General features: G+C 44.7%; 17 protein-coding genes. 8 read left to right on the top strand and 9 right to left on the bottom strand.

Annotated elements, in window-relative coordinates:
• Positions 1–106 precede the first annotated feature (106 nt).
• The 3 genes from rpsA to sohB form a co-directional block, all read right to left on the bottom strand.
• Complete coding sequence (rpsA, locus tag BIW15_RS19910) at positions 107–1,777, bottom strand: 30S ribosomal protein S1 (RefSeq protein ID WP_005494602.1); 1,671 nt, start codon at positions 1,775–1,777, stop codon at positions 107–109.
• A 110-nt stretch (positions 1,778–1,887) separates the two neighbouring features.
• Positions 1,888–2,568 (bottom strand): (d)CMP kinase, encoded by a 681-nt coding sequence (gene cmk, locus BIW15_RS19915; protein WP_011106010.1) that lies wholly within the window; start codon positions 2,566–2,568, stop codon positions 1,888–1,890.
• A 247-nt stretch (positions 2,569–2,815) separates the two neighbouring features.
• Positions 2,816–3,877 carry a protease SohB gene (sohB, locus tag BIW15_RS19920; RefSeq protein ID WP_005494599.1) on the bottom strand — a complete coding sequence of 354 codons (1,062 nt, stop codon included), beginning with the start codon at positions 3,875–3,877 and terminating at the stop codon, positions 2,816–2,818.
• A gap of 255 nt (positions 3,878–4,132) precedes the next feature.
• On the opposite strand from sohB, the gene BIW15_RS19925 reads away from it, so the two are divergent.
• The 4 genes from BIW15_RS19925 to BIW15_RS19940 all read left to right on the top strand — a co-directional run bounded on the left by BIW15_RS19925 (position 4,133) and on the right by BIW15_RS19940 (position 10,192).
• A complete protein-coding gene (locus tag BIW15_RS19925; RefSeq protein WP_077281513.1) occupies positions 4,133–4,879 on the top strand; it encodes a YciK family oxidoreductase in 747 nt (248 codons plus the stop codon).
• A gap of 131 nt (positions 4,880–5,010) precedes the next feature.
• A complete protein-coding gene (imuA, locus tag BIW15_RS19930; RefSeq protein WP_021448897.1) occupies positions 5,011–5,703 on the top strand; it encodes a translesion DNA synthesis-associated protein ImuA in 693 nt (230 codons plus the stop codon).
• A gap of 4 nt (positions 5,704–5,707) precedes the next feature.
• Positions 5,708–7,111 (top strand): DNA polymerase Y family protein, encoded by a 1,404-nt coding sequence (locus BIW15_RS19935; protein ID WP_077281514.1) that lies wholly within the window; start codon positions 5,708–5,710, stop codon positions 7,109–7,111.
• Positions 7,112–7,117: 6 nt separating this feature from the next.
• Positions 7,118–10,192, top strand: coding sequence for an error-prone DNA polymerase (locus BIW15_RS19940; protein WP_077281515.1), 3,075 nt, complete (start codon positions 7,118–7,120; stop codon positions 10,190–10,192).
• A gap of 58 nt (positions 10,193–10,250) precedes the next feature.
• On the opposite strand, the gene BIW15_RS19945 is transcribed toward BIW15_RS19940, so the two are convergent.
• Positions 10,251–11,204 carry a chemotaxis protein CheV gene (locus BIW15_RS19945; protein WP_005494587.1) on the bottom strand — a complete coding sequence of 318 codons (954 nt, stop codon included), beginning with the start codon at positions 11,202–11,204 and terminating at the stop codon, positions 10,251–10,253.
• A 288-nt stretch (positions 11,205–11,492) separates the two neighbouring features.
• Positions 11,493–12,710, bottom strand: a complete 1,218-nt coding sequence (locus tag BIW15_RS19950) for an ROK family protein (protein ID WP_005494578.1) — start codon at positions 12,708–12,710, stop codon at positions 11,493–11,495.
• 421 nt (positions 12,711–13,131) lie between these two features.
• Between BIW15_RS19950 and pyk the strand changes: the two genes are divergently transcribed.
• A complete protein-coding gene (gene pyk / locus BIW15_RS19955) occupies positions 13,132–14,574 on the top strand; it encodes a pyruvate kinase (protein ID WP_005453949.1) in 1,443 nt (480 codons plus the stop codon).
• 68 nt (positions 14,575–14,642) lie between these two features.
• Here pyk and BIW15_RS19960 read toward each other — a convergent pair whose 3' ends face one another.
• The gene (locus tag BIW15_RS19960; protein WP_005453952.1) at positions 14,643–15,794 is read right to left on the bottom strand and encodes a patatin family protein; all 1,152 of its coding nucleotides are present in this window, start codon (positions 15,792–15,794) and stop codon (positions 14,643–14,645) included.
• Positions 15,795–15,824: 30 nt separating this feature from the next.
• Positions 15,825–15,917: a YnhF family membrane protein gene (locus BIW15_RS19965; RefSeq protein WP_005494575.1), complete on the bottom strand. Its 93-nt coding sequence runs from the start codon at positions 15,915–15,917 to the stop codon at positions 15,825–15,827.
• Positions 15,918–16,044: 127 nt separating this feature from the next.
• On the opposite strand from BIW15_RS19965, the gene BIW15_RS19970 reads away from it, so the two are divergent.
• The 3 genes from BIW15_RS19970 to BIW15_RS24780 all read left to right on the top strand — a co-directional run bounded on the left by BIW15_RS19970 (position 16,045) and on the right by BIW15_RS24780 (position 18,671).
• The gene (locus tag BIW15_RS19970) at positions 16,045–16,635 is read left to right on the top strand and encodes an outer membrane beta-barrel protein (RefSeq protein WP_005494573.1); all 591 of its coding nucleotides are present in this window, start codon (positions 16,045–16,047) and stop codon (positions 16,633–16,635) included.
• A 477-nt stretch (positions 16,636–17,112) separates the two neighbouring features.
• On the top strand, positions 17,113–18,579 hold the full coding sequence (locus BIW15_RS19975) for a sodium-dependent transporter (RefSeq protein WP_005453956.1): 1,467 nt from the start codon (positions 17,113–17,115) through the stop codon (positions 18,577–18,579).
• Entirely contained in the window at positions 18,576–18,671 is a 96-nt protein-coding gene (locus tag BIW15_RS24780; RefSeq protein ID WP_005494570.1) for a MetS family NSS transporter small subunit, read from the top strand. Before BIW15_RS19975 ends, BIW15_RS24780 begins: the two co-directional genes overlap by 4 nt.
• A gap of 66 nt (positions 18,672–18,737) precedes the next feature.
• On the opposite strand, the gene BIW15_RS25165 is transcribed toward BIW15_RS24780, so the two are convergent.
• Together BIW15_RS25165 and ptsG are read right to left on the bottom strand one after the other, a co-directional pair.
• Complete coding sequence (locus BIW15_RS25165; RefSeq protein ID WP_005453959.1) at positions 18,738–19,139, bottom strand: hypothetical protein; 402 nt, start codon at positions 19,137–19,139, stop codon at positions 18,738–18,740.
• Between the two features lie 287 nt (positions 19,140–19,426).
• Entirely contained in the window at positions 19,427–20,857 is a 1,431-nt protein-coding gene (gene ptsG, locus BIW15_RS19990; RefSeq protein ID WP_005453963.1) for a PTS glucose transporter subunit IIBC, read from the bottom strand.
• Positions 20,858–21,111: the final 254 nt, after the last annotated feature.

A 21,111-nucleotide genomic window follows, 5' to 3' on the forward strand; every position in this document is an offset into this window, starting at 1 on the left:
CGTAATGATGAAATGCCTTTTATTAAGATAGTTTACCAGCATTAGTATTACTACTTTGAACATAAAAAAGGAGCCTTGCGGCTCCTTTTTAGCTTAAGCGAGTATATTATTCGCCTTTAGCAGCTTTGAAAGCGTCAGCCATTGCATTACCAAAAGCAGCTTCGTCTTGCTTGTTGATAGATGCCATTGCTTCTTGCTCTTCAGCTTCGTCTTTAGCTTTGATAGATAGGTTGATTACGCGGTTCTTACGGTCTACACCTGTGAACTTAGCTTCAACAACATCACCAGCGCTTAGGATTAGAGAAGCATCTTCTACGCGATCGCGAGATACTTCAGAAGCACGGATGTAACCTTCAACGCCTTCTGCGATTTCAACAGTAGCACCTTTAGCGTCAACTGCAGTTACAGTAGCGTTAACTAGAGTACCTTTCTTGTTGTCAGCAACGTAAGCATTGAATGGGTCGTTTTCCATTTGCTTGATGCCTAGAGAGATACGCTCACGCTCAGCGTCTACTGCTAGAACAACTGCAGAGATCTCGTCGCCTTTCTTGTACTCACGTACAGCTTCTTCGCCAGCAACATTCCAAGAAATGTCAGATAGGTGAACTAGACCATCGATGCCGCCTTCTAGACCGATGAAGATACCGAAGTCAGTGATTGACTTGATCTTACCAGTAACTTTGTCGCCTTTAGCTTGTGCTTCAGCGAATGACTGCCATGGGTTAGCTTTACACTGTTTCAGACCTAGAGAGATACGACGACGTTCTTCGTCGATTTCAAGAACCATAACCTCAACTTCGTCGCCAACATTAACAACTTTAGAAGGGTGGATGTTCTTGTTAGTCCAATCCATTTCAGAAACGTGTACTAGACCTTCAACGCCTTCTTCGATTTCAACGAAGCAGCCGTAGTCAGTTAGGTTAGTTACGCGACCAGTTAGTTTGTGACCTTCTGGGTAACGCTTAGCGATTGCTACCCATGGATCTTCGCCTAGTTGCTTAAGACCTAGTGATACGCGAGTACGCTCACGATCGAACTTAAGAACTTTAACTTGGATCTCGTCACCAACGTTAACGATTTCAGATGGGTGCTTAACGCGCTTCCAAGCCATATCTGTGATATGTAGAAGACCGTCAACGCCACCTAGGTCAACGAACGCACCGTAGTCAGTAAGGTTCTTAACGATACCTTTAACTTCAGAACCTTCTTGTAGAGTTTCTAGAAGCTCGTCACGCTCAACGCTGTTTTCAGATTCGATAACAGCACGACGTGAAACAACTACGTTGTTACGTTTTTGGTCAAGTTTGATAACTTTGAACTCTAGCTCTTTGTTTTCTAGGTGAGCAGTGTCGCGGATTGGACGTACGTCTACTAGAGAGCCAGGAAGGAAAGCACGGATACCGTTTAGTTCAACAGTGAAACCGCCTTTAACTTTACCGTTGATGATACCAACAACAGTTTCAGCTTCTTCGTAAGCTTTCTCAAGAACGATCCAAGCTTCGTGACGCTTAGCTTTCTCACGAGAAAGTTGAGTTTCACCGAAACCATCTTCAACAGCGTCTAGAGCTACGTCTACTTCAGCGCCAACTTCAACTTCAAGTTCGCCAGCAGCGTTCTTGAACTGTTCAGCAGGGATAGCAGATTCAGACTTAAGACCAGCGTCAACAAGAACGAAACCGTTCTCGATAGCTACTACAGTACCTTTAACGATGCTGCCTTGTTGGAATTCTGTTTCGTTTAGAAACTCTTCAAAGAGTTGAGCAAAAGATTCAGTCATTTATTTAATCTTCAATAAATTAAACGTCCACGGGTATCCTACCTCATGGGGTTATTAAATTCGCCGGTCATCATCCTTGCGACCAACGCTCTTAGCTTAGTCGAGTATCATTACTCAGCTAGCTTCGATTCGATATATTGTAGTGCCTTTTCTACTACTTCGTCGATAGTCATCGACGTAGAATCTAGCACAAGCGCATCCTCTGCAGGGCGCAGTGGCGCCACTGGGCGGTTACGATCTCGGTCGTCACGCTCTTGGATCTCGCTTAAAAGGTCAGCAAATCTAACATCTAACCCTTTATCTTGCAACTGTTTAAGGCGTCGATTTGCACGCTCTTCCGCGCTTGCATCAAGGAAAATTTTTGCTTGAGCACTTGGGAATACAACCGTACCCATATCACGACCATCAGCAACAAGGCCAGGAGCGGCTTCAAACGCACGCTGACGGCGCAATAATGCTTCGCGAACGCGTGGTAATGCAGCCACTTTAGACGCAGCCATACCCGTTTCTTCTTTACGAAGCTCACCTGAGACATCTTCACCTTCTAAGATAACCTTCACTAGGTCACCTTCGGCGATAAATTGGACGTCTAGGTGTGTCGCTAGCGGGACAAGAGCATCTTCAGACTCAGTATCAACACCGTGGTGAATCGCAGCGAGTGCAAGTACACGATAAATTGCGCCAGAGTCTAAGAGTTGGAAACCCAACTTTTTCGCCAGCAACATACATAAAGTGCCTTTACCTGCACCACTAGGTCCATCTACGGTTACAACCGGAGTTTGAGAGGACATGTTCTTCTCCACCTATAGTTTCTTTTTAGCAATTTGCTCGGTTTTCGAGGCGCGTATTATACGGGTAATCGCCTTCTGGAGCGAGGAAAAATGTCGTGTAAAGCATTACACCCAATGCTCACTTGGGTTCATCAGGACACATAAAAATAAGTTCTGGATATTGAGTTGTTTGTAGACAAATTAGTTCCAATAAAAATGGCGAGAGCTTTCACTCTCGCCATGTTGAATGACCGAATTATCTCATTGATTAGACAATTGGTTTTTGACCACGCTCTGCAAGTTTAAGCACAACACTGTCAGCGACTTTACTTGCTACACCAGCAAGCTTGTCTGCCAATTTTTTCTTCTGCACGTAATGAACGGCTAACACTGTTTTTTCTTTGCACGCAGCAACAACAAGATCGTCAGAGGTGCTGATTTCATCCACTAGTCCCAACTCTTTAGCTTGAGTACCAAACCAGTGCTCACCCGTCGCCACTTTTTCCAATTCTAAACTTGGACGACGCTCACGGATGAAGTCTTTGAACAATACGTGCGTTTCTTCTAGCTCTTGCTTGAATTTATCACGTGCTTTGTCGGTGTTTTCACCAAACATGGTTAGCGTGCGTTTGTATTCACCAGCCGTTAACTGCTCGTACTCGATGTCGTGCTTTTTCAGCAGCTTATTGAAGTTTGGAATTTGTGCGATGACACCAATCGAACCCACAATCGCAAATGGTGCAGAAACAATTTTGTCTGCTACACAAGCCATCATGTAACCGCCACTTGCTGCTACTTTATCAACCGAGATGGTCAGAGGAAGTCCGGCCGCTTTGATGCGATCAAGTTGAGAGGAGGCTAAGCCGTAACCATGAACCATACCACCACCAGACTCTAGACGAAGCAATACTTCATCGCCTTCACGAGCAACAGCCAAAATGGCAGTGATTTCTTCACGTAGAGACGCGACTTCTTTTGCATCGATGCTACCGTTGAAATCAAGAACAAACAGGTGTGGTTCGCGTTTGCTGTCTAGCGCCCCCTCTTTGCTCGCTTGTTTGATTTCTTTCTCGCGAGATTTGTTCTTCTCTTTTTCTTCTTTCTTCACCGCTTTGTCACGAGCTTTGATAAAAGCATCGTCATGCAAATAGTGTTCAAGCTGCTCGATAGATTGCTTGTGCTGTTCAGAAAGATTCGTCACTTCGAGTTCGCCTTTTGCAGCGCCCGATTTGCTACCAACCGATTTAACAAGGATGAGAATGACAATGATCGCAGCAACAACTGTCACAATCTTGGCCAAGAATAAGCCGTAATCTAATAAAAATTCCAATGAGAGCTCCTTTATCTCATTCCAGCGAATATGTCGCTATGCTACACCGATAAATCAGAGAGAAGGCAACGTGGTTTGTAACCACTTGTTCTGATTGATAGCATACCTAACGAAAGTTCTGGAATTGGTATAACACATGAATTGGTGTATTGTAACCAACTTGTCACGATTACCAAGATTTTCCATTGAGAAACAGGCGTATTTTAGCGCTAACCCACTACATGGACCCTCTTACAATAATAAGGATTAAATACCGTGAACTACTCCGTTTCAAAAGATGCCCTAAAAGGTAAAGTCATTCTTGTTACTGGTGCCGGTAATGGCATTGGCCGCCAAGCGGCGCTTTCTTACGCCAAGCACGGTGCGACTGTGATTCTATTGGGCCGAAACGTTAAGAATCTTGAATCCATCTACGACGAAATTGAAGCCGCAGGTTACCCACAAGCCGCGATCATCCCTCTCGATTTAAAAGGCGCGACCAAGCAAAACTACATTGATATGGCCGAAACCATTGAAGGTCAATTTGATCAACTAGATGGTTTATTACACAACGCTGGTGTTCTTAGCGCGTTATGTCCATTCGAGCAGATCAACGAAGAGGACTTCGATGACATCATGCAGATTAACGTAAAAGCCGAGGTGCTGATGACTCAAGCGCTACTGCCTGTCATGCGTAAATCTGAAGCAGGTCGCATTATCTTTACCTCTTCTACCGTTGGCCATTCTGGCCGTGCTTTTTGGGGCCCATATGCGATATCTAAGTTTGCAGTAGAAGGTATGATGCAAGTATTGGCGGACGAGTTGAGTGACACGCCAATGCGCGTTAACGCAATTAACCCTGGTGCGACTCGAACTCGCATGCGTGAGAAAGCGTACCCAGGTGAAGACGCGAACACGCTGAAAACACCGCTAGACATTATGCCGCTGTATCTGCATTTGATGGATCCTGCGATGACAGACATACACGGCCAGTGTATTGACGCCCAACCTAAGCGTAAGTAATACATTATCACAACCTTACATAATCGATTAAAAAGGCAGCAAACGCTGCCTTTTTTCATTTTCTCACTGACAAAAATCTTGCGTGTTTTCACCATAGAAATATACTGTATATATATACAGGTATTTTATTTATGCAAGACATCATACAACACTTAAAAAGCCAGCATCTTGTTTGGCAGGCCAATTTAACAAAAGCGGACGACCATCAATTCCTAAGCAGCTCCGGTTTTGCTGAGCTAGACGAATTGCTTGGTGGCGGCTTTCCTTCTCACGGTGTGGTAGAGATGGAATCCGTAGGCAGTATTGGTGAACTGCGTTTACTCGCTCCATATCTAAAAGCGTCTCTTTCGAGAGGGGTAACCGCATTCATTCAGCCTCCAGCGTTAATGAATTCGCTGTTTCTACACAATATTGGCTTAGATATAAACCAAGTTTGGGTCGTAAATCCTACACATCATCGAGATGCTTTGTGGGCCGCAGAACAGTGTCTGAAAAGTGGTGTTTGTGCCAACGTATTGCTATGGCAAGACGAACTAGAAATCCACCAAGTAAAACGCTTACAGGTTGCCAGTGAACAAGGCGCTTGTCCGCTTTTTATGCTCAAACCGAGCATGGCAAATCGCTTGTCCCTACCTGTGTCATTGAGCTTAAAGCTGCAAGGTCATGAACAAGGCGTAAATGTGGAAGTATTGAAACGCAAAGGGGGCTGGAACAAAGGCAGTATCAATATCGACTTTCAACATGATTACCCGCAGTTGGTGATGCCAGTGATGACTCATATCCCATCGACTGTGGTGAACTTCCCATTGGCGAATCAAGGATAATCACATGGTTTTGTGGATCTACTTGCACTTCCCTCGCCTACAGTTGGATGCGCTGTTTGGCAACAACCAAGAGCACCCGGTCGTCATTGTCGAAAGTCAACGCTGCCGGATTATTCAATACAACGAGACGGCCGAGCAGCAAGGTATTAAGCCAAATATGGGCTTAGGCAGTGCTGCGTCTTTGTGCCATGACTTGCAAGTACATCCTTACCACCCACAAACGGAGTGGAATAAGTTGCAAGAGGTGGCTCAATGGATGTATTTGGTCACTTCTGATGTCGTATTGATGCCAAACCAAGGTATTTTGCTGCGTGCGACGCCAATGCTTAATCTCTATGAAGGATTACAAAACTATTGGAATAAAATCCGAACTCATTTAGATGAACTAAAATTGAGCTTTCAGTTTGGTTGTGGCTTCTCACCTTTTTCCGCTAAATTGATGGCGTTATCTGGTGCGAATGTGCTTAGCGAAGATAAAGCTTTTATCCAAAAAGCTTTATTTTCGTTGCCATTAACCCTAACCGATTTATCGCCCTCCAATGTTGAAAAACTCCAACGAGTGGGCACAACAACGCTGCAAGGGTTACTGGAATTGCCATTGCAAGACATCGCTCGCCGTTTTGATATTGATTTAGTCAACTACGTCGGACGTCTTACTGGTCAGTTCAAACACCCTGTCGACTTTTACCATCCAACCGAGTCGTTCCAAGTGTATTTGGAGTTACTGTTTGAGATCGAAAACGTTCAATGGATTGAAAAACCGTTAGCAAAGCTCCTTCGCCAACTCGAAACCTTTCTAAAATTGCGAGACAAAGTCGCCTTTGAACTTCGCTTAACGCTCCATCAACGCGATAAACACGAGCAGCATCTTCAGCTCACCTCAGCTCAAGGCGATTATCTATGCCATCGCTGGCAACAACTGGCGAGTTTGAGCTTAGAGTCGCTCACGCTTAATGGAGCGGTGGTCGGTTTGACACTCAAAGTTGTTCGTCAGGGTGAGCCTTTAAGTGCTGCGCGAGATCTTTTTTCTGGGCCAAAAGGACAGATGAATGCGTTAGAACTGCTCTCTTTACTCCAAGCTAAACTTGGGAAAAGTGCAGTGCTCAAACCAGATATTGCCTGCGACCCAAGACCGGAGAAAGCCAGCCAATACCGACTAGCCGATGAGCCAGACGTACCCACTCATAGCATCCCAGATTTGCTGCGCCCAGCAATGCAACTGCCTGCCCCCATTGCTCTACAAGAGCAAGTATCGCTGGTGCATGGACCAGAACGAATCGTATCCGGATGGTGGGATGGCGACGAAATTATGCGCGATTACTACATTGCTCATACCAAGCAAGGTCGCTGGTTATGGGTATTTCGCGATCAACATAAACATTGGTTTCTTCATGGCTATTTTTGTTGAGTCGTTATGAGTTACGCAGAATTATTTTGTCAGTCTAATTTCTCTTTCCTCACTGGCGCTTCTCATGCAGAAGAGCTTGTGTTGCAAGCGGCTTTTTATCGCTACCATGCCATCGCGATTACTGACGAGTGCTCGGTCGCTGGCGTGGTCAAAGCCCATGCAACGATTGAGCAGCATAAACTTGATATCAAACAGATCGTCGGCAGCATGTTCTGGCTCAACGAAGAGTGCCAAATAGTCCTACTTTGCCCCTGCCGTAAAGCTTATGCTGAGATGTGCCGTATCATCACTAACACGAGACGACGCAGCGAAAAAGGCAGCTATCAGCTTTCTGAGTGGGATCTGATGTCGATTCGTCACTGCTTAGTATTGTGGCTTCCTGCCCATCAAGCGAGTGACCATTACTGGGGGCGCTGGCTCAATCAACACCATAACAATCGACTATGGGTTGCGATTCAACGTCATCTTGGTGGCGACGATGATGCCTACACAAATCACTGCGAGAAGCTAGCTCACGAATTGCAACTGCCTATTACAGCTTGTGGCGGCGTACTCATGCACACGGCTGAGCGCCTGCCTTTACAACATATACTCACCGCCATTAAACATGGTTGCAGTGTTGATAAGCTGGGCTTTGAACGTCTTTCTAATGCTGAACGCGCATTACGACCACTGAATAAGTTGGTTCGTATCTACAAACCAGAGTGGCTAGAGGAAAGTAAGTACATCGCGGATTTGTGCGAATTCAAATTGTCTGATCTGAAATACGAATACCCTACAGAACTGATTCCTAATGGCTATACACCAAATTCTTACTTACGAATGTTGGTGGAACAAGGTAAAGAGCGTCGCTTTCCTGAAGGCGTGCCGGAGGACATCAACCAAACCATCGAAAACGAACTGAGGTTGATAGAAGACCTCAAGTACCATTATTACTTTTTAACCATTCATGACATCGTCATGTTTGCTAAACAGCAAGGCATTCTTTATCAAGGCCGAGGATCAGCGGCGAATTCCGTCGTGTGTTACTGCTTAGAAATCACCGCCGTCGATCCAAGACAAATCTCCGTCTTGTTCGAACGATTTATCAGTAAGGAACGCAAAGAGCCACCAGATATCGACGTTGACTTCGAACACGAGCGCCGTGAAGAAGTCATTCAATACATTTATAAAAAATACGGGCGTGAGCGTGCCGCTCTTGCCGCAACAGTGATCAGTTATCGCTTCAAAAGTGCGGTACGTGAGGTCGGAAAAGCGTTAGGTATTGAAGAGACCCAATTGGATTTTTTCATCAAAAATGTTAACCGCCGAGATCGTAGCCAAGGTTGGCAAGCACAAATTATTGAGCTTGGTTTGCAACCGGAATCGCTCAAAGGTCAGCAGTTTATCCAACTGGTGAACGAGATTATTGGTTTTCCTCGTCATCTTTCTCAGCATGTCGGCGGCTTCGTGATTTCATCGGGTCCATTATATGAATTGGTGCCCGTTGAAAATGCAGCAATGGAAGATCGAACTATCATTCAATGGGATAAGGACGATCTCGAAAGCTTAGAGCTTCTGAAAGTCGATGTATTGGCGCTCGGGATGCTCAATGCTATCCGTAAATGCTTTCAATTAATTGAGAAACACCATCAGCGATCACTTTCAATTGCTGAGATCACTCGCCGACAAGATGATCCTCATGTATATCGCATGCTCCAAAAAGCAGACACCGTTGGCGTTTTTCAAATCGAATCTCGCGCGCAAATGAGCATGCTGCCTCGCTTAAAACCAGCTTGTTATTACGACTTAGTTATTCAAATCGCGATCGTACGCCCAGGGCCGATTCAAGGCGACATGGTTCACCCGTTTTTGAAAAGGCGCAACGGTGAAGAGCCTGTCAGCTATCCATCAGAAGCAGTGAAAAGCGTTTTAGAAAGAACCATGGGCGTGCCTATATTCCAAGAACAAGTCATCAAACTTGCCATGGTCGCTGCGGGGTTTAGTGGTGGCGAGGCTGATCAACTTCGTCGAGCCATGGCGTCATGGAAAAAGAATGGTGATTTAGCCAAGTTTAAGCCTAAGCTGCTCAATGGCATGCAAGAGCGAGGTTACGACTTAGCATTTGCGGAGCGCATTTTTGAACAAATTTGTGGCTTTGGTGAATACGGATTTCCAGAAAGTCATTCAGCGTCTTTCGCCGTTTTGGCGTATTGCTCGGCATGGCTAAAATACTACTATCCCGCAGAGTTTTATACGGCACTGTTAAACAGCCAACCAATGGGGTTTTACAGCCCTTCTCAATTGGTGCAAGACGCTCGTCGTCACGGCGTCGAAGTTCTGCCTATCTGTGTCAATCATTCCTATTACCAACATCATTTGATTCAACGCCCCAATGGCCGACTTGGTGTGCAACTGGGCTTTCGATTGGTTAAGGGCTTTAATGAGGAAGGCGCGACTAGCTTAGTCGAACGACGACCAAAAACGGGCTATCACTCAATACAAGAGGTCAAACAAATCTTGAGAAGTCGTCGTGATATCGAATTATTAGCTTCTGCAAATGCCTTTCAGATCTTATCGGGTAACCGTTATAACGCACGTTGGGCAGCAATGGATTCACTGTCTGATTTGCCTTTGTTTCATCATATCGAAGAGCCAAGCGTTGGCTATCAAGCACAGCCATCTGAATATGAAAGCCTTATTGAAGACTATGCCAGTACAGGTCTTTCGCTGAATCGACACCCAATTACTCTGCTAGAAGAAGCGGGAATACTTCCTCGCTTTACGCGTATGAAGCAATTGGTTGATAAAGAGCATAAATCGCTTGTGACTGTGGCAGGTGTCGTCACCGGAAGGCAGTCCCCAGGCACTGCAGCAGGCGTTACATTTTTCACCTTAGAAGATGACACTGGCAACATTAACGTTGTGGTATGGAGTGCGACGGCAAGAGCGCAAAAGCAAGCTTACCTCACCTCAAAAATATTGATGGTAAAAGGTATTTTGGAACGAGAGGGAGAAGTCATCCACGTCATTGCGGGTAAATTGATTGACTGTACTCATTACTTATCCAACTTGCAGAGTAAGTCTCGTGACTTCCATTAAGAATGAGTAGATACAACAAAGGGAGGTTACCCTCCCTTTGTTTACATTCATTGATGAGTTAGGCGTTTGTAGAAAGCACCTGACGCAAACGATCTTGTGCTACTTCAACTAACAAATCTGGCTGGAATTTTGAGATAAAACGATCACAGCCTACCTTTTGCACCATCGCCTCGTTAAAGCTACCGCTGAGTGACGTGTTCAATGTGATGAACAACTTCGACATACGAGGATCGCTACGGACTTCGTGAGTCAATTTGTAACCATCCATCTCTGGCATTTCAGCGTCCGTGATCATCATTAACAGCTCTTTTTCAACATCACGACCTTCATCACACCAACGTTTGAGCACCGTTAATGCCTCTAAACCATCTCGGCACTCGATGATGTTCATACCCAATTGAGAAAGGGTGTCACGTACTTGGTTTCTTGCTGTCGAAGAGTCGTCTACGATAAGAACGTTACGTCCAACCATCGACTGCGATAAGTCGTGATCTAAGATATCTTCTGAGATAGTGACATCATAATGAACGATTTCCGCCAACACTTTCTCAACGTCAATAATCTCAACGATTTGAGAAGTATCACCATCTTTCACTTGGGTAATAGCTGTGAGGTAGTTAGAGCGTCCAGAAGTCGATGGCGGCGGCTGAATTTCAGTCCATGCGGTATTGATGATGTTACGTACCGGACCAACAAGGAAACCCTGCACCGAACGGTTATATTCCGTCACGATCAAGTTTTCTTCTTCCGCTTCTCCACGAAGAGGAGGAAAACCAATCGAACAACGTAAATCAATCACAGGTACGGCCTCACCTCGAAGAGAAGCAACACCACGGATGTTGTAGTGTGAGCCAGGCAGCTTAGTCAACGGCGGAAGCTTTATCACCTCTTTCACTTTGAACACATTAATCGCAAATAACTGACGACTGTTTAACGTGAACAGCAAAAGTTCCAGTCGGTTTTCACCCACTAAGTTCGTACGCTGATCAACCGTATTTAAAACTCCGGACATACTACTACCTAAATTCTGAACGATTATTTTTCACTCTTTATTGGAAACCTTGCTGAGAATACAAGGCGACGTTTTTTAATGAGTGTATAGATATCTAAGTAAACTCAATACGTTAGCTTGATACGTTTAACATCATGAGCCAAATTAGATATAAGTGCAAATTACATCAATGACGTGCACATAGCAATGCACTGCTGCTCAGATTCGTCATTTGATGGCTTTTTAAGATCAAAAAAGGGTGCGCTCTTGAGCCACACCCTAAATCAAATTAAAGATAGAAAGAAGTGATTAACCTTCCACCACCTTCATTAACAACTGCCCATCATACAGAGCTTGTTTTATCAGCGCAGCGCCCGGCATCGTCGCTTGTTTATAAAAGCGAGATTCCACCAGCTCAAGATCTTGGTGATAAACAGGCAAACTTTGTTCTTCAATACAACGGCGAACGGCTGGATAAAGCACCTCTTTCGCTTGGTTAATTACCCCACCAATCAAAATCTTTTCTGGGTTAAACAAGTTGATCACGATAGCAATTGCAGAACCTAAATAGCGTCCCAATTTTTCAATCACATCAACCGCGAGAGGATCGCCATTTGCCGCGGCTTCACAGATACTTTCGATACTCATCTCTTCTTGAGCCGCGAGAATAGAAGCTTCACCTTCAGAGATGCGTCTTACCACTTCTTCACGAATCGCTTGCGAGCTGGCAACCGTTTCTAAGCAACCAATGTTGCCACAGTGACATCGCTTCCCGTTGGGATCAATTTGAATATGCCCTAGTTCACCAATATTACCGTGGCGGCCTTGAAGAACTCGCCCATCAAGAATGATACCGGCGCCTAAACCATGGTGAATCGAAATAAGAACAGAGTTGTCGTTTTCTTGGGAATGGCCAAAGAGCTTTTCAGCTAAAGCCCAAGCACGCGTATCGTTGGCAATAAAGACCGGCAAACCCGTCGCTTTGTAAATCTCTGGCCCCAAAGCAAGGTTTTCGACGTTATAGTGAGGCATTTGTAGCACCACGCCCTGCTCAGAGTTTACAAGGCCTGGAAGCGTAATCGCGATGCTAGTAACACGATCGAGCTGATCGGCATACGTCTGAAAAAAATCGTCAATTTCGTAGAGCAGACGCTCAAGAACATCGTCTTGGTCACGTTCATGAATTTCGATTTTGGTATCGATCAAGACATCGCCACCCAACTCATGCAGAGCAATAGTCAGATAGCCACGACCTAAACGCATCGACAGAAACTGCCAACCTTCGTTGTTAACTTGTAGGCCTACGGCAGGACGACCACGACTTGTCGCCTCTTGTACGGTAGTTTCATGAATCAAGTGTGCTTCGATTAATTCTCGAGTGATTTTGGTGATACTCGCAGGCGCAAGCTCACTTTGCTTCGACAAATCAATTCGAGAAATTGGACCTTTTAGGTCAATAAGTTTATATACACGACCAGCATTGACCTGTTTGATATGATCAATATGGCCCGGTTGAGCCATGTACATCTTGCACTCCGAAATTCTATAACGAGACAATTTTTTTACTTTGCGAAGTAATTGTGAAGTGAATTAATAAATCCCCGTGACAAGCATCACGTATAAACATGTTTGTTTGTGTATTCAATCAAATAACGGGAAATCTACTCCTGTTAAATTGTTTGAAAAATAACTTATTTTATTCTTCAAATTAGGAGAGCAACATAAGCGACCACAGAGCATCCCTACAAAGAGGTTTTCGCTAACTCGTTAGTCCTCTATGTATTATCCGTCTGTTTTAGCGAGTGTCACTCTTCATGCAAACAATCTGTGCATATACTTATACCTAACTGGCATCGAGCTTAGAAAATACTGACCTCGACAGTGGTTAGATTAAGTAAGAATAAAATTTGAGTTACCTTGTCCTACACCTGCATTCTTCGGAGAATTTATGACTTCCAAATTAAGAAGAACGAAAATTGTCACCACTCTTGGCCCTTCAACTGATAAAGACAATGTACTGGAGGAGATCATTAAAGCTGGTGCGAACGTCGTTCGTATGAACTTTTCTCACGGTACAAGTGAAGACCACATTCAACGCGCTAAAAAAGTACGCGCGATTGCCGCAAGATTAGGACGTCAGGTTGCCATTCTTGGCGATTTACAGGGACCTAAAATTCGTGTTTCGACCTTTAAAGACGGTAAAATCACACTCAAAGTCGGCGATAAATTCACACTAGATAGCGACTTACCAAAAGGCGAAGGGAACCAAGAATCCGTTGGTTTGGATTACAAAGAACTGCCTCAAGATGTTTCACCGAACGACATTCTACTGCTTGATGATGGCAGAGTTCAATTGCAAGTCACCAGCGTAGAAGGAAATAAAGTCCATACCCGTGTGACCGTTGGTGGTCCATTATCCAACAACAAGGGCATCAACAAAAAAGGCGGTGGCTTATCAGCCGATGCGCTCACGGAAAAAGACAAAGCTGACATCATCACAGCCGCAGAAATTAAGGTCGACTATTTGGCCATTTCTTTCCCACGCAATGGCGAGGACATGCACTATGCCAGACGCTTGGCCCGGGATGCCGGCTTAGAAGCAAAACTCGTCGCAAAAGTAGAACGTGCAGAAACCGTCGCCACGAGCGAGTCGATTGACGATATCATCCTAGCTTCTGACGTCGTGATGGTCGCTCGCGGCGATTTAGGCGTTGAGATTGGCGATCCTGAGCTGATCGGTGTTCAGAAAAAACTCATTCGTCGAGCTCGCAGTTTGAACCGCGTTGTCATTACTGCAACTCAAATGATGGAATCGATGATCAATAGCCCAATGCCAACGCGTGCAGAAGTCATGGACGTAGCAAACGCCGTTTTGGATGGCACCGATGCCGTGATGCTGTCTGGAGAGACCGCTGCCGGTCAATATCCGGTAGAGACCGTGAAATCAATGGCGGATGTCTGTATTGGCGCAGAAAAGATGTCTGAAGCAAGTCTATCGACCTACCGTCTCGACCGCACCTTTGAAACAGCAGAAGAGACCATTGCAATGGCAACCATGTACTCAGCGAACCACATGGAAGGCATCAAAGCGATGATTGCATTAACAGAGTCAGGAAGAACTGCTTTGATGATGTCACGCCTAAGCTCGGGTTTGCCGATTTTTGCTTTATCGCGTAACGAATCGACGCTCAACCGCGCAGCGTTATATCGTGGCGTGACGCCAGTGTACTTTGATGCGAAATGCGATGCGGGCTTACCAACCGCTCAAGCCGCAATTTCCAGCCTCAAAGATCAAGGTTACCTACATGAAGGTGACTTAGTGATCATCACTCAAGGTGACGTGATGGACGTCGTTGGTTCAACCAACTGCATGCGTATTCTGCCAGTCTAACGTAATAGAAATGCTAAGGGCTCCAGTGGAGCCCTTTTTTGTTTATCGCTTAGGTGACTTACGCTAGCTTAAGCGCTTTCTCTACCTTCAAGGTCCATATTCAGTTGATCGTATAACTGAACCAGATTAAACCCGGCTTGCAAGCCCAATTGATAATCATGTTCTAACGCTTCTGGTTCACTCAGGAGTGAAGAAGATTTCAAGCCCTCTTTGGGCGCAATTTGCAAAATAAACGTGTCGTCCGGTGGGTTTGATAAAAACGCCTGCGTTAGCTCAAAGGTCTGATAGTGAATCATCAGCATATCGGCCAAGCCAGAATCAAAATTCTCACCAATCAAATGGCTTAATCGATACAAATTATCAGCACCAAATAACCAACGACCACCGTTGAGAAGCATTTTCCCAGTTAACTTAGACTGGTGCGCAGTATTAATTTTTTGTTGGAAGAAAGACGTCCAGTCAGACTTCCATTGGCTGACTTTTTGTTGCCAAGATTGCTGCACCGAGTTTATGGATTCGCGATACCATTCTACTGGCACGTCTCCGATTTCACTTTGCGCCCTCGCCTCTATCTCAGAGAAGGGTTCTGTGCGAATCACAATAATGTTGCGCGCATTTTGTCGCCACGCTTCTTGAACCGGAATCGAGGCGGAAACACCACCATCCACAAACTTTTGCCCATTTACATCGACAGGGCCGTGGTACAACTTAGGAATCGCACAAGTGGCTAGCATGGTGTGGAACCAATCGTCACCAAGAATCGGCAAATACTGATCGGATAAATTTTCCACGTTCGTAACGGCTGCAAACGCCCCTCTTCCAGCCAAGGTCTTACGCCCTAAATCGAGATCCAGTTTGTAAGGAAAATCTTGGATTCTTTCTAGCGCCCACTCAAGACTCAAGTATTGTTGCTTACGAATGTAGCGGAAAAGATTAAAAAACTCAGGAGAAGTAGTCAGTTCGGTAATGAACGCTTTACCCATGCCATGTTGACGACATAAATACGAGCAAAGGTTTAGAGCACCGGCAGAAGTGCCGTAAAACTCATCGAAAGGATCGAAATTAGAAAGGAGTAGTGCGTCCAACACTCCAGCGGTAAAAATCCCTCGCTGCCCTCCTCCTTGTGTGACTAGAGCAGTTTTGCCATGTCTAAAGTGCTCATAAACTTCTATATCGAGCTCTGTATGGCTTTCGGTGATTATACCGCTGTTACGTATCATCGGCTCACGCCAGTTTTCTGATGCTTATTGTTAGGCCGTCGTAATCGCAATAATTCCGAACGACAAAAGCACTGCGAAAACACTGACGACAATGATTAGTGCGGATTTTAGATCGTGTTCCATAAACGCCTCCTTGACCTGTAACAAATTAATAACACCAGTGTGAAACATGTTCAAGATTTGGTTAATTTAGTCGCGCGATTTTGACTAAGCCATCACAATTAGCTTAGTCATAATAAGGAGATAGGACATGAAGAATAAACTCAGTTGGCTAGTTGGGGGCATGTTAATGAGCTGCGCATTGAGCGCGCAAGCAAATGTTATCGTAACCCCATTTATTGGCTTTACTGGCGGCGGGCAAGTCGAAGATGAAAACAAAAACACCTATGACATAGACCCTGCCCTCAGTTACGCCTTATCAATAGAAACACCTTTTGAAATGGGAAAAATCGGCCTTTTCTATTCTGCACAACCGACAGAGCTCAAAGAGTTGTCGAACTCCGCCGATATCCATTATTTACAATTCCAAAGCAGTATTTACTATCCCCTCGCTGAAGGTTGGCAAAGCTATGTAGGGTTGGGGGTTGGCGGGTCTTACACCGACGTCGACTGGGCTGATAAAAAATACGGTTTTTCTGCCAGTGCTTTTGCTGGGTTAGAGTACGCATTTTCAAAAAACTTTGCTCTAACGGCACAAGTACGCTGGTTAGGTACGGTCGTAGATAATGACACATCTGGTGCATGTACGTTGCCATCTGATGGTTCAAGCTGCATCATCAAATTCGATACTGATTGGATGAACCAATTTCAGTCAAACGTAGGCTTTAGTTTTCGCTTTTAACTGAGGCAAATTAACCGGAACATTATCTATAGGGTGTGCAAAAGATAGTCGTACGCCCTAAATGATAAAAATAGTCCATAAGACCATTCAAATAGCAATATAGCAGTCATTTATTTCACTAAACCGCCTAACCAACCTTTCAGATCACCTATTTTCTCACTATTTAACAACATTAAAACCACACAAAACACTACTGTTAACATTTAGAATCTATTGCGCTCTGTATTATTAGAAGTTAGTCTGAATAACGAAAACAGATAAATATTTCAGTTTTATCAAACACACATCAACATAATAAGAGTTAATCTCTAACTTCTCTTACGTTAGGCAAAACATAACTCTGCAAATTAATGACAAGTTAGAATTTAGGATCATAAAACTGACGGATAACAGTTGTCCTTTCTTTTAACAATTTAGCAGGGATTGCAGATCAACTGAGAGAGCTTCATTCCTTAGGGAGTCGTATAGGAGTCAGATATGAAGCGAGAACAATGGGGATCCCGTGCAGGATTCATCTTAGCAGCAGTCGGGTCAGCCATCGGATTGGGTAACATTTGGCGTTTCCCATACATGGCTTACGAAAACGGTGGCGGCGCATTTTTTATTCCTTACCTTTTTGCCATGATCACTGCCGGTATCCCATTCATGATCCTTGAGTTCAGTATGGGACAAAAATACCGTGGTTCAGCGCCGAAAACACTAGCAAAAATCCATTCGAAGTTTGAATGGCTTGGCTGGTTCCAAGTTGGCGTTGCTGCTGTTATTGCCGTTTACTATGTTGCGGTAATTGGTTGGTCTATCTCTTACTTTGGTATGTCGTTTACTCAAAGTTGGGGAACCGACACTAACGCGTTTTTCTTTAGCGAATACCTAAAGTTAGGTGATAACTCACCAACAAACTTAGGCGGTATTCAATGGAAAATTGCTATAGCGATGACCATTGCTTGGGCTGTTACTTACATTGCCATTGCAAGTGGCGTTAAGTCCGGCATCGAACGCGCATCAAAAATCATGATGCCAATCCTATTCTTGATGGTTCTATTTCTGATCGGTCGCATGGTATTCCTACCCGGTGCACTCGATGGTGTGAACTATATGTTCGAACCCGATTTCAGCAAGATTTGGGACGTAAAAGTATGGGCTGCCGCGTATGGTCAAATCTTCTTTACCCTAAGTATCGGCTTTGCAATCATGTTGGCCTACTCAAGCTACTTACCTGAGAAGTCTGACATCACAAACAACGCCTTTATGACCGTACTGATCAACTGTGGTTTCTCTATCCTTGCAGGTATCATGATCTTCTCTGTATTGGGTTACATGGCTCAAGAGCAAGGTAAACCACTAACAGAAGTTGTATCTGCCGGCGTAGGCCTTGCCTTTGTGACGTTACCTGCGGCAATTAACCTATTGCCAGCGCCTTACATTCTTGGCCCGCTGTTCTTCTTTGCGCTTGTTGTGGCCGGTCTAAGTTCACATATTTCGATTATGGAAGCCGTGACGTCAGCCATTATCGATAAGTTAAAGTGGAGCCGTAAGAAAGCAGCAAATGTGGTAATCGGCACTGGCTTTGTTGTGTCGATGGCATTTGCGACCAACGGTGGCCTATTGCTACTAGACTTAGTCGATCACTTTGCAAACAACGTTGGTATTATGGTTGGTGGCTTGATTGAAATCGTATTGATGGCTTGGTTGCTAAATCGTGTACCAGAAGTACGCGGCTACGTGAATGAGCGTTCTGATTTCTCTATCGGCCAATGGTTTGAGATTTGTTTACGCTTTGTAACACCAATCATGTTAGCAATCATCTTGGCAACTAAGCTTTATGCTCTATTTACAGAAGGCTATGGTGGCTACGATCTAACTCTAGGTTGGGCAATCATTGCCGCACTCTTTATCTTTGGCTTACTTATCAACGCAGCAAACCGCAAGGAGGCAGTAAAATGACCGTTAGCGCAATCATTATGATGGTTCTTGGTTTGGGCATCACTTGGGGTGGTGCAGCTATCTGCATTAAACGTGCGATGAACAAACAGTAAGATTGAAATTCCGTCTTAATCAGACACAAAATGCCGGCATCTATGCCGGCATTTTTTATTTGAGAGCTAGAAGCTGTATTTCACACCAACTGCCCCACCCAACTGTAAGTCAGGGCCTTTATAGAGATCGAGCTCAGGATGGATCTGCGCATAAACGTCCCACCCTTTCGATAGGTCCCAGTTCACGCCAAGTGGAACACGAATACCAAATTCGTCATCCCACTCATACCAGCCACCAACCCCGACATACCAAGTGATTGGCATATTCTGGTCAAACGCACCACGCTTCGCGATATAGTCGAACGCCATGCCATCGTTGCCAATGATACCTCGATACTTGTTGTCAACTTCCACAACCACGCTCAATTGCTGGTCTACTGCCATACCGACAGACAGATTAGCAGGCTCGTTAGCCGCCATTGCCGAGCTAGAAATAAGACCCACTGCTAAGATAATTTTATTCTTCATACACGTTATCAATTCTTAAAAAACATCGTGCATAATTCAAACATGTTCAATATTTGTTATGTCATCAGCGAGTAAACGATTTGTACGAAAAAGCCGACAAAAGTAAAGATGAGTTTGAGATCACAAGGTTCAATAAGGTGAGCCTAGGCCGTACTTATGAAACCAATAGGCAAAAAATATAGGCAAGAAAGTCAGGCAGGTAGGCAATAGATAATAAGTTATTCAGCAATATCCAAAAAACAAAAAAGGAGGCCTTAGCCTCCTTTCAAAACAATGAATGTTGGGGATTAACCGTGGTTACGGATCCACTCATCCATTTCAGTTTTTAGGTTGTCAGACTTAGTACCGAAGATAGCCTGAACACCACCTGCAACAACTACAACACCAGCAGCGCCAAGTTGTTTTAGTTTGTCTTGGTCAACCGCAGCAGTATCTGCAACAGCAACACGTAGACGAGTGATACATGCGTCTAGACCAGTGATGTTTGCTTTGCCGCCGAATGCTGCAACAAGCTCACCTGCCATGTCTGAACTAGAAGTCGCCGCAGCTTCTTCAGTTTCATCTTCACGACCAGGAGTTTTTAGGTCAAGAGCTGTGATTACTGCACGGAACACTACGTAGTAGATTACTGCGTAAACTAGACCAACAGCGATCATCAGACCCATCTTCTGAGCGTTACCAGATAGAACTAGGAAGTCGATCAGACCATGAGAGAAAGATGTACCGTGTACAAAGCCTAGAGTGTTAGCAACGATGTATGCAGAACCAGCTAGTAGAGCGTGGATACCGTATAGAACAGGAGCAACGAATAGGAATGAGAATTCGATTGGCTCAGTAATACCTGTTAGGAATGAAGTCAGAGCAGCTGACGCCATGATACCCATTACTTTCGCGCGGTTTTCAGGTTTAGCACAGTGAGCAATTGCGATTGCTGCAGCTGGTAGACCGAACATCTTGAACATGTAACCACCCGCTAGCTGACCGAAGCCATTACCAGCAGCACGAGATGCTTCATCAGCAACTAGGTAACAAGTTAGAACGCCGTGTTGAGTTTCGCCTGCTGCGTTAACACAAGTACCAGCTTCGAAGAAGAAAGGTACGTTCCAAACGTGGTGTAGACCGAATGGGATTAGTGAACGCTCAACAACACCGTAGATACCGAATGCTAGTTGTGGGTTTTGGTGCGCAGCCCAGTCAGAGAATGCAGAGATTGCACCGCCGATTGGTGGCCAAATTACAGAAAGAATTACACCAAGGATGATCGCTGCAAAACCAGTGATGATTGGCACTGCACGCTTACCAGCAAAGAAGCCAAGGTATTCTGGAAGTTGAATTTTGAAGAAACGGTTGAATGCCCAAGCAGCAACACCACCGACAAGGATACCACCTAGTACACCTGTATCGATTTTTTCAACGCCCATTACGCCAGCCATAACACCTAGTGTTGCAGTCATGATGCCGTAACCAACAATTGCAGCTAGACCAGCTACACCATCGTTGTTTGTGAAGCCTAGTGCAACACCTACAGCGAATAGAAGTGCCATTTGGCCGAATACTGAACCACCAGCTTGTTCCATAAGGTTCGAAACGATCTCTGGAATAAAGCTTAGGTGGGCAGCACCAACACCTAGTAAAATACCTGCAACTGGTAAAACTGATACTGGAAGCATCAGCGCCTTACCAACTTTTTGCAGGTTAGCAAAAAGGTTCTTAAACATGTTTATGCTCCTGATAAATTTATAAGTATTATTTGGGCACTAACGGCACACCCCCGTAGCCTAAAGGTTAGCACCCAATGAAAATGTAACCACAACTGCATTATATTTTCCGGCTCTAAATATATATTGATGACCCTCAAACTTTCCACACAGTTACGAAATTTAGTTTCAAAACAAGTCTTAGATCACACCCAAAAACGGTCAATGAAAAGGTTTGCATTTAACTTATATTACTGTTTTATAAAGATTTTATT

The organism is Vibrio sp. SALL6, assembly GCF_002002385.1.
Lineage (GTDB): Bacteria > Pseudomonadota > Gammaproteobacteria > Enterobacterales > Vibrionaceae > Vibrio > Vibrio parahaemolyticus.

Coding starts and splice junctions, on each gene's coding strand:
- rpsA (WP_005494602.1), bottom strand. CDS start 1,777: ATGACTGAATCTTTTGCTCAACTCTTTGAAGAGTTTCTAAACGAAACA.
- cmk (WP_011106010.1), bottom strand. CDS start 2,568: ATGTCCTCTCAAACTCCGGTTGTAACCGTAGATGGACCTAGTGGTGCA.
- imuA (WP_021448897.1), top strand. CDS start 5,011: ATGCAAGACATCATACAACACTTAAAAAGCCAGCATCTTGTTTGGCAG.
- BIW15_RS19935 (WP_077281514.1), top strand. CDS start 5,708: ATGGTTTTGTGGATCTACTTGCACTTCCCTCGCCTACAGTTGGATGCG.
- BIW15_RS19940 (WP_077281515.1), top strand. CDS start 7,118: ATGAGTTACGCAGAATTATTTTGTCAGTCTAATTTCTCTTTCCTCACT.
- BIW15_RS19945 (WP_005494587.1), bottom strand. CDS start 11,204: ATGTCCGGAGTTTTAAATACGGTTGATCAGCGTACGAACTTAGTGGGT.
- BIW15_RS19950 (WP_005494578.1), bottom strand. CDS start 12,710: ATGTACATGGCTCAACCGGGCCATATTGATCATATCAAACAGGTCAAT.
- pyk (WP_005453949.1), top strand. CDS start 13,132: ATGACTTCCAAATTAAGAAGAACGAAAATTGTCACCACTCTTGGCCCT.
- BIW15_RS19960 (WP_005453952.1), bottom strand. CDS start 15,794: ATGATACGTAACAGCGGTATAATCACCGAAAGCCATACAGAGCTCGAT.
- BIW15_RS19965 (WP_005494575.1), bottom strand. CDS start 15,917: ATGGAACACGATCTAAAATCCGCACTAATCATTGTCGTCAGTGTTTTC.
- BIW15_RS19970 (WP_005494573.1), top strand. CDS start 16,045: ATGAAGAATAAACTCAGTTGGCTAGTTGGGGGCATGTTAATGAGCTGC.
- BIW15_RS19975 (WP_005453956.1), top strand. CDS start 17,113: ATGAAGCGAGAACAATGGGGATCCCGTGCAGGATTCATCTTAGCAGCA.
- BIW15_RS24780 (WP_005494570.1), top strand. CDS start 18,576: ATGACCGTTAGCGCAATCATTATGATGGTTCTTGGTTTGGGCATCACT.
- BIW15_RS25165 (WP_005453959.1), bottom strand. CDS start 19,139: ATGAAGAATAAAATTATCTTAGCAGTGGGTCTTATTTCTAGCTCGGCA.
- ptsG (WP_005453963.1), bottom strand. CDS start 20,857: ATGTTTAAGAACCTTTTTGCTAACCTGCAAAAAGTTGGTAAGGCGCTG.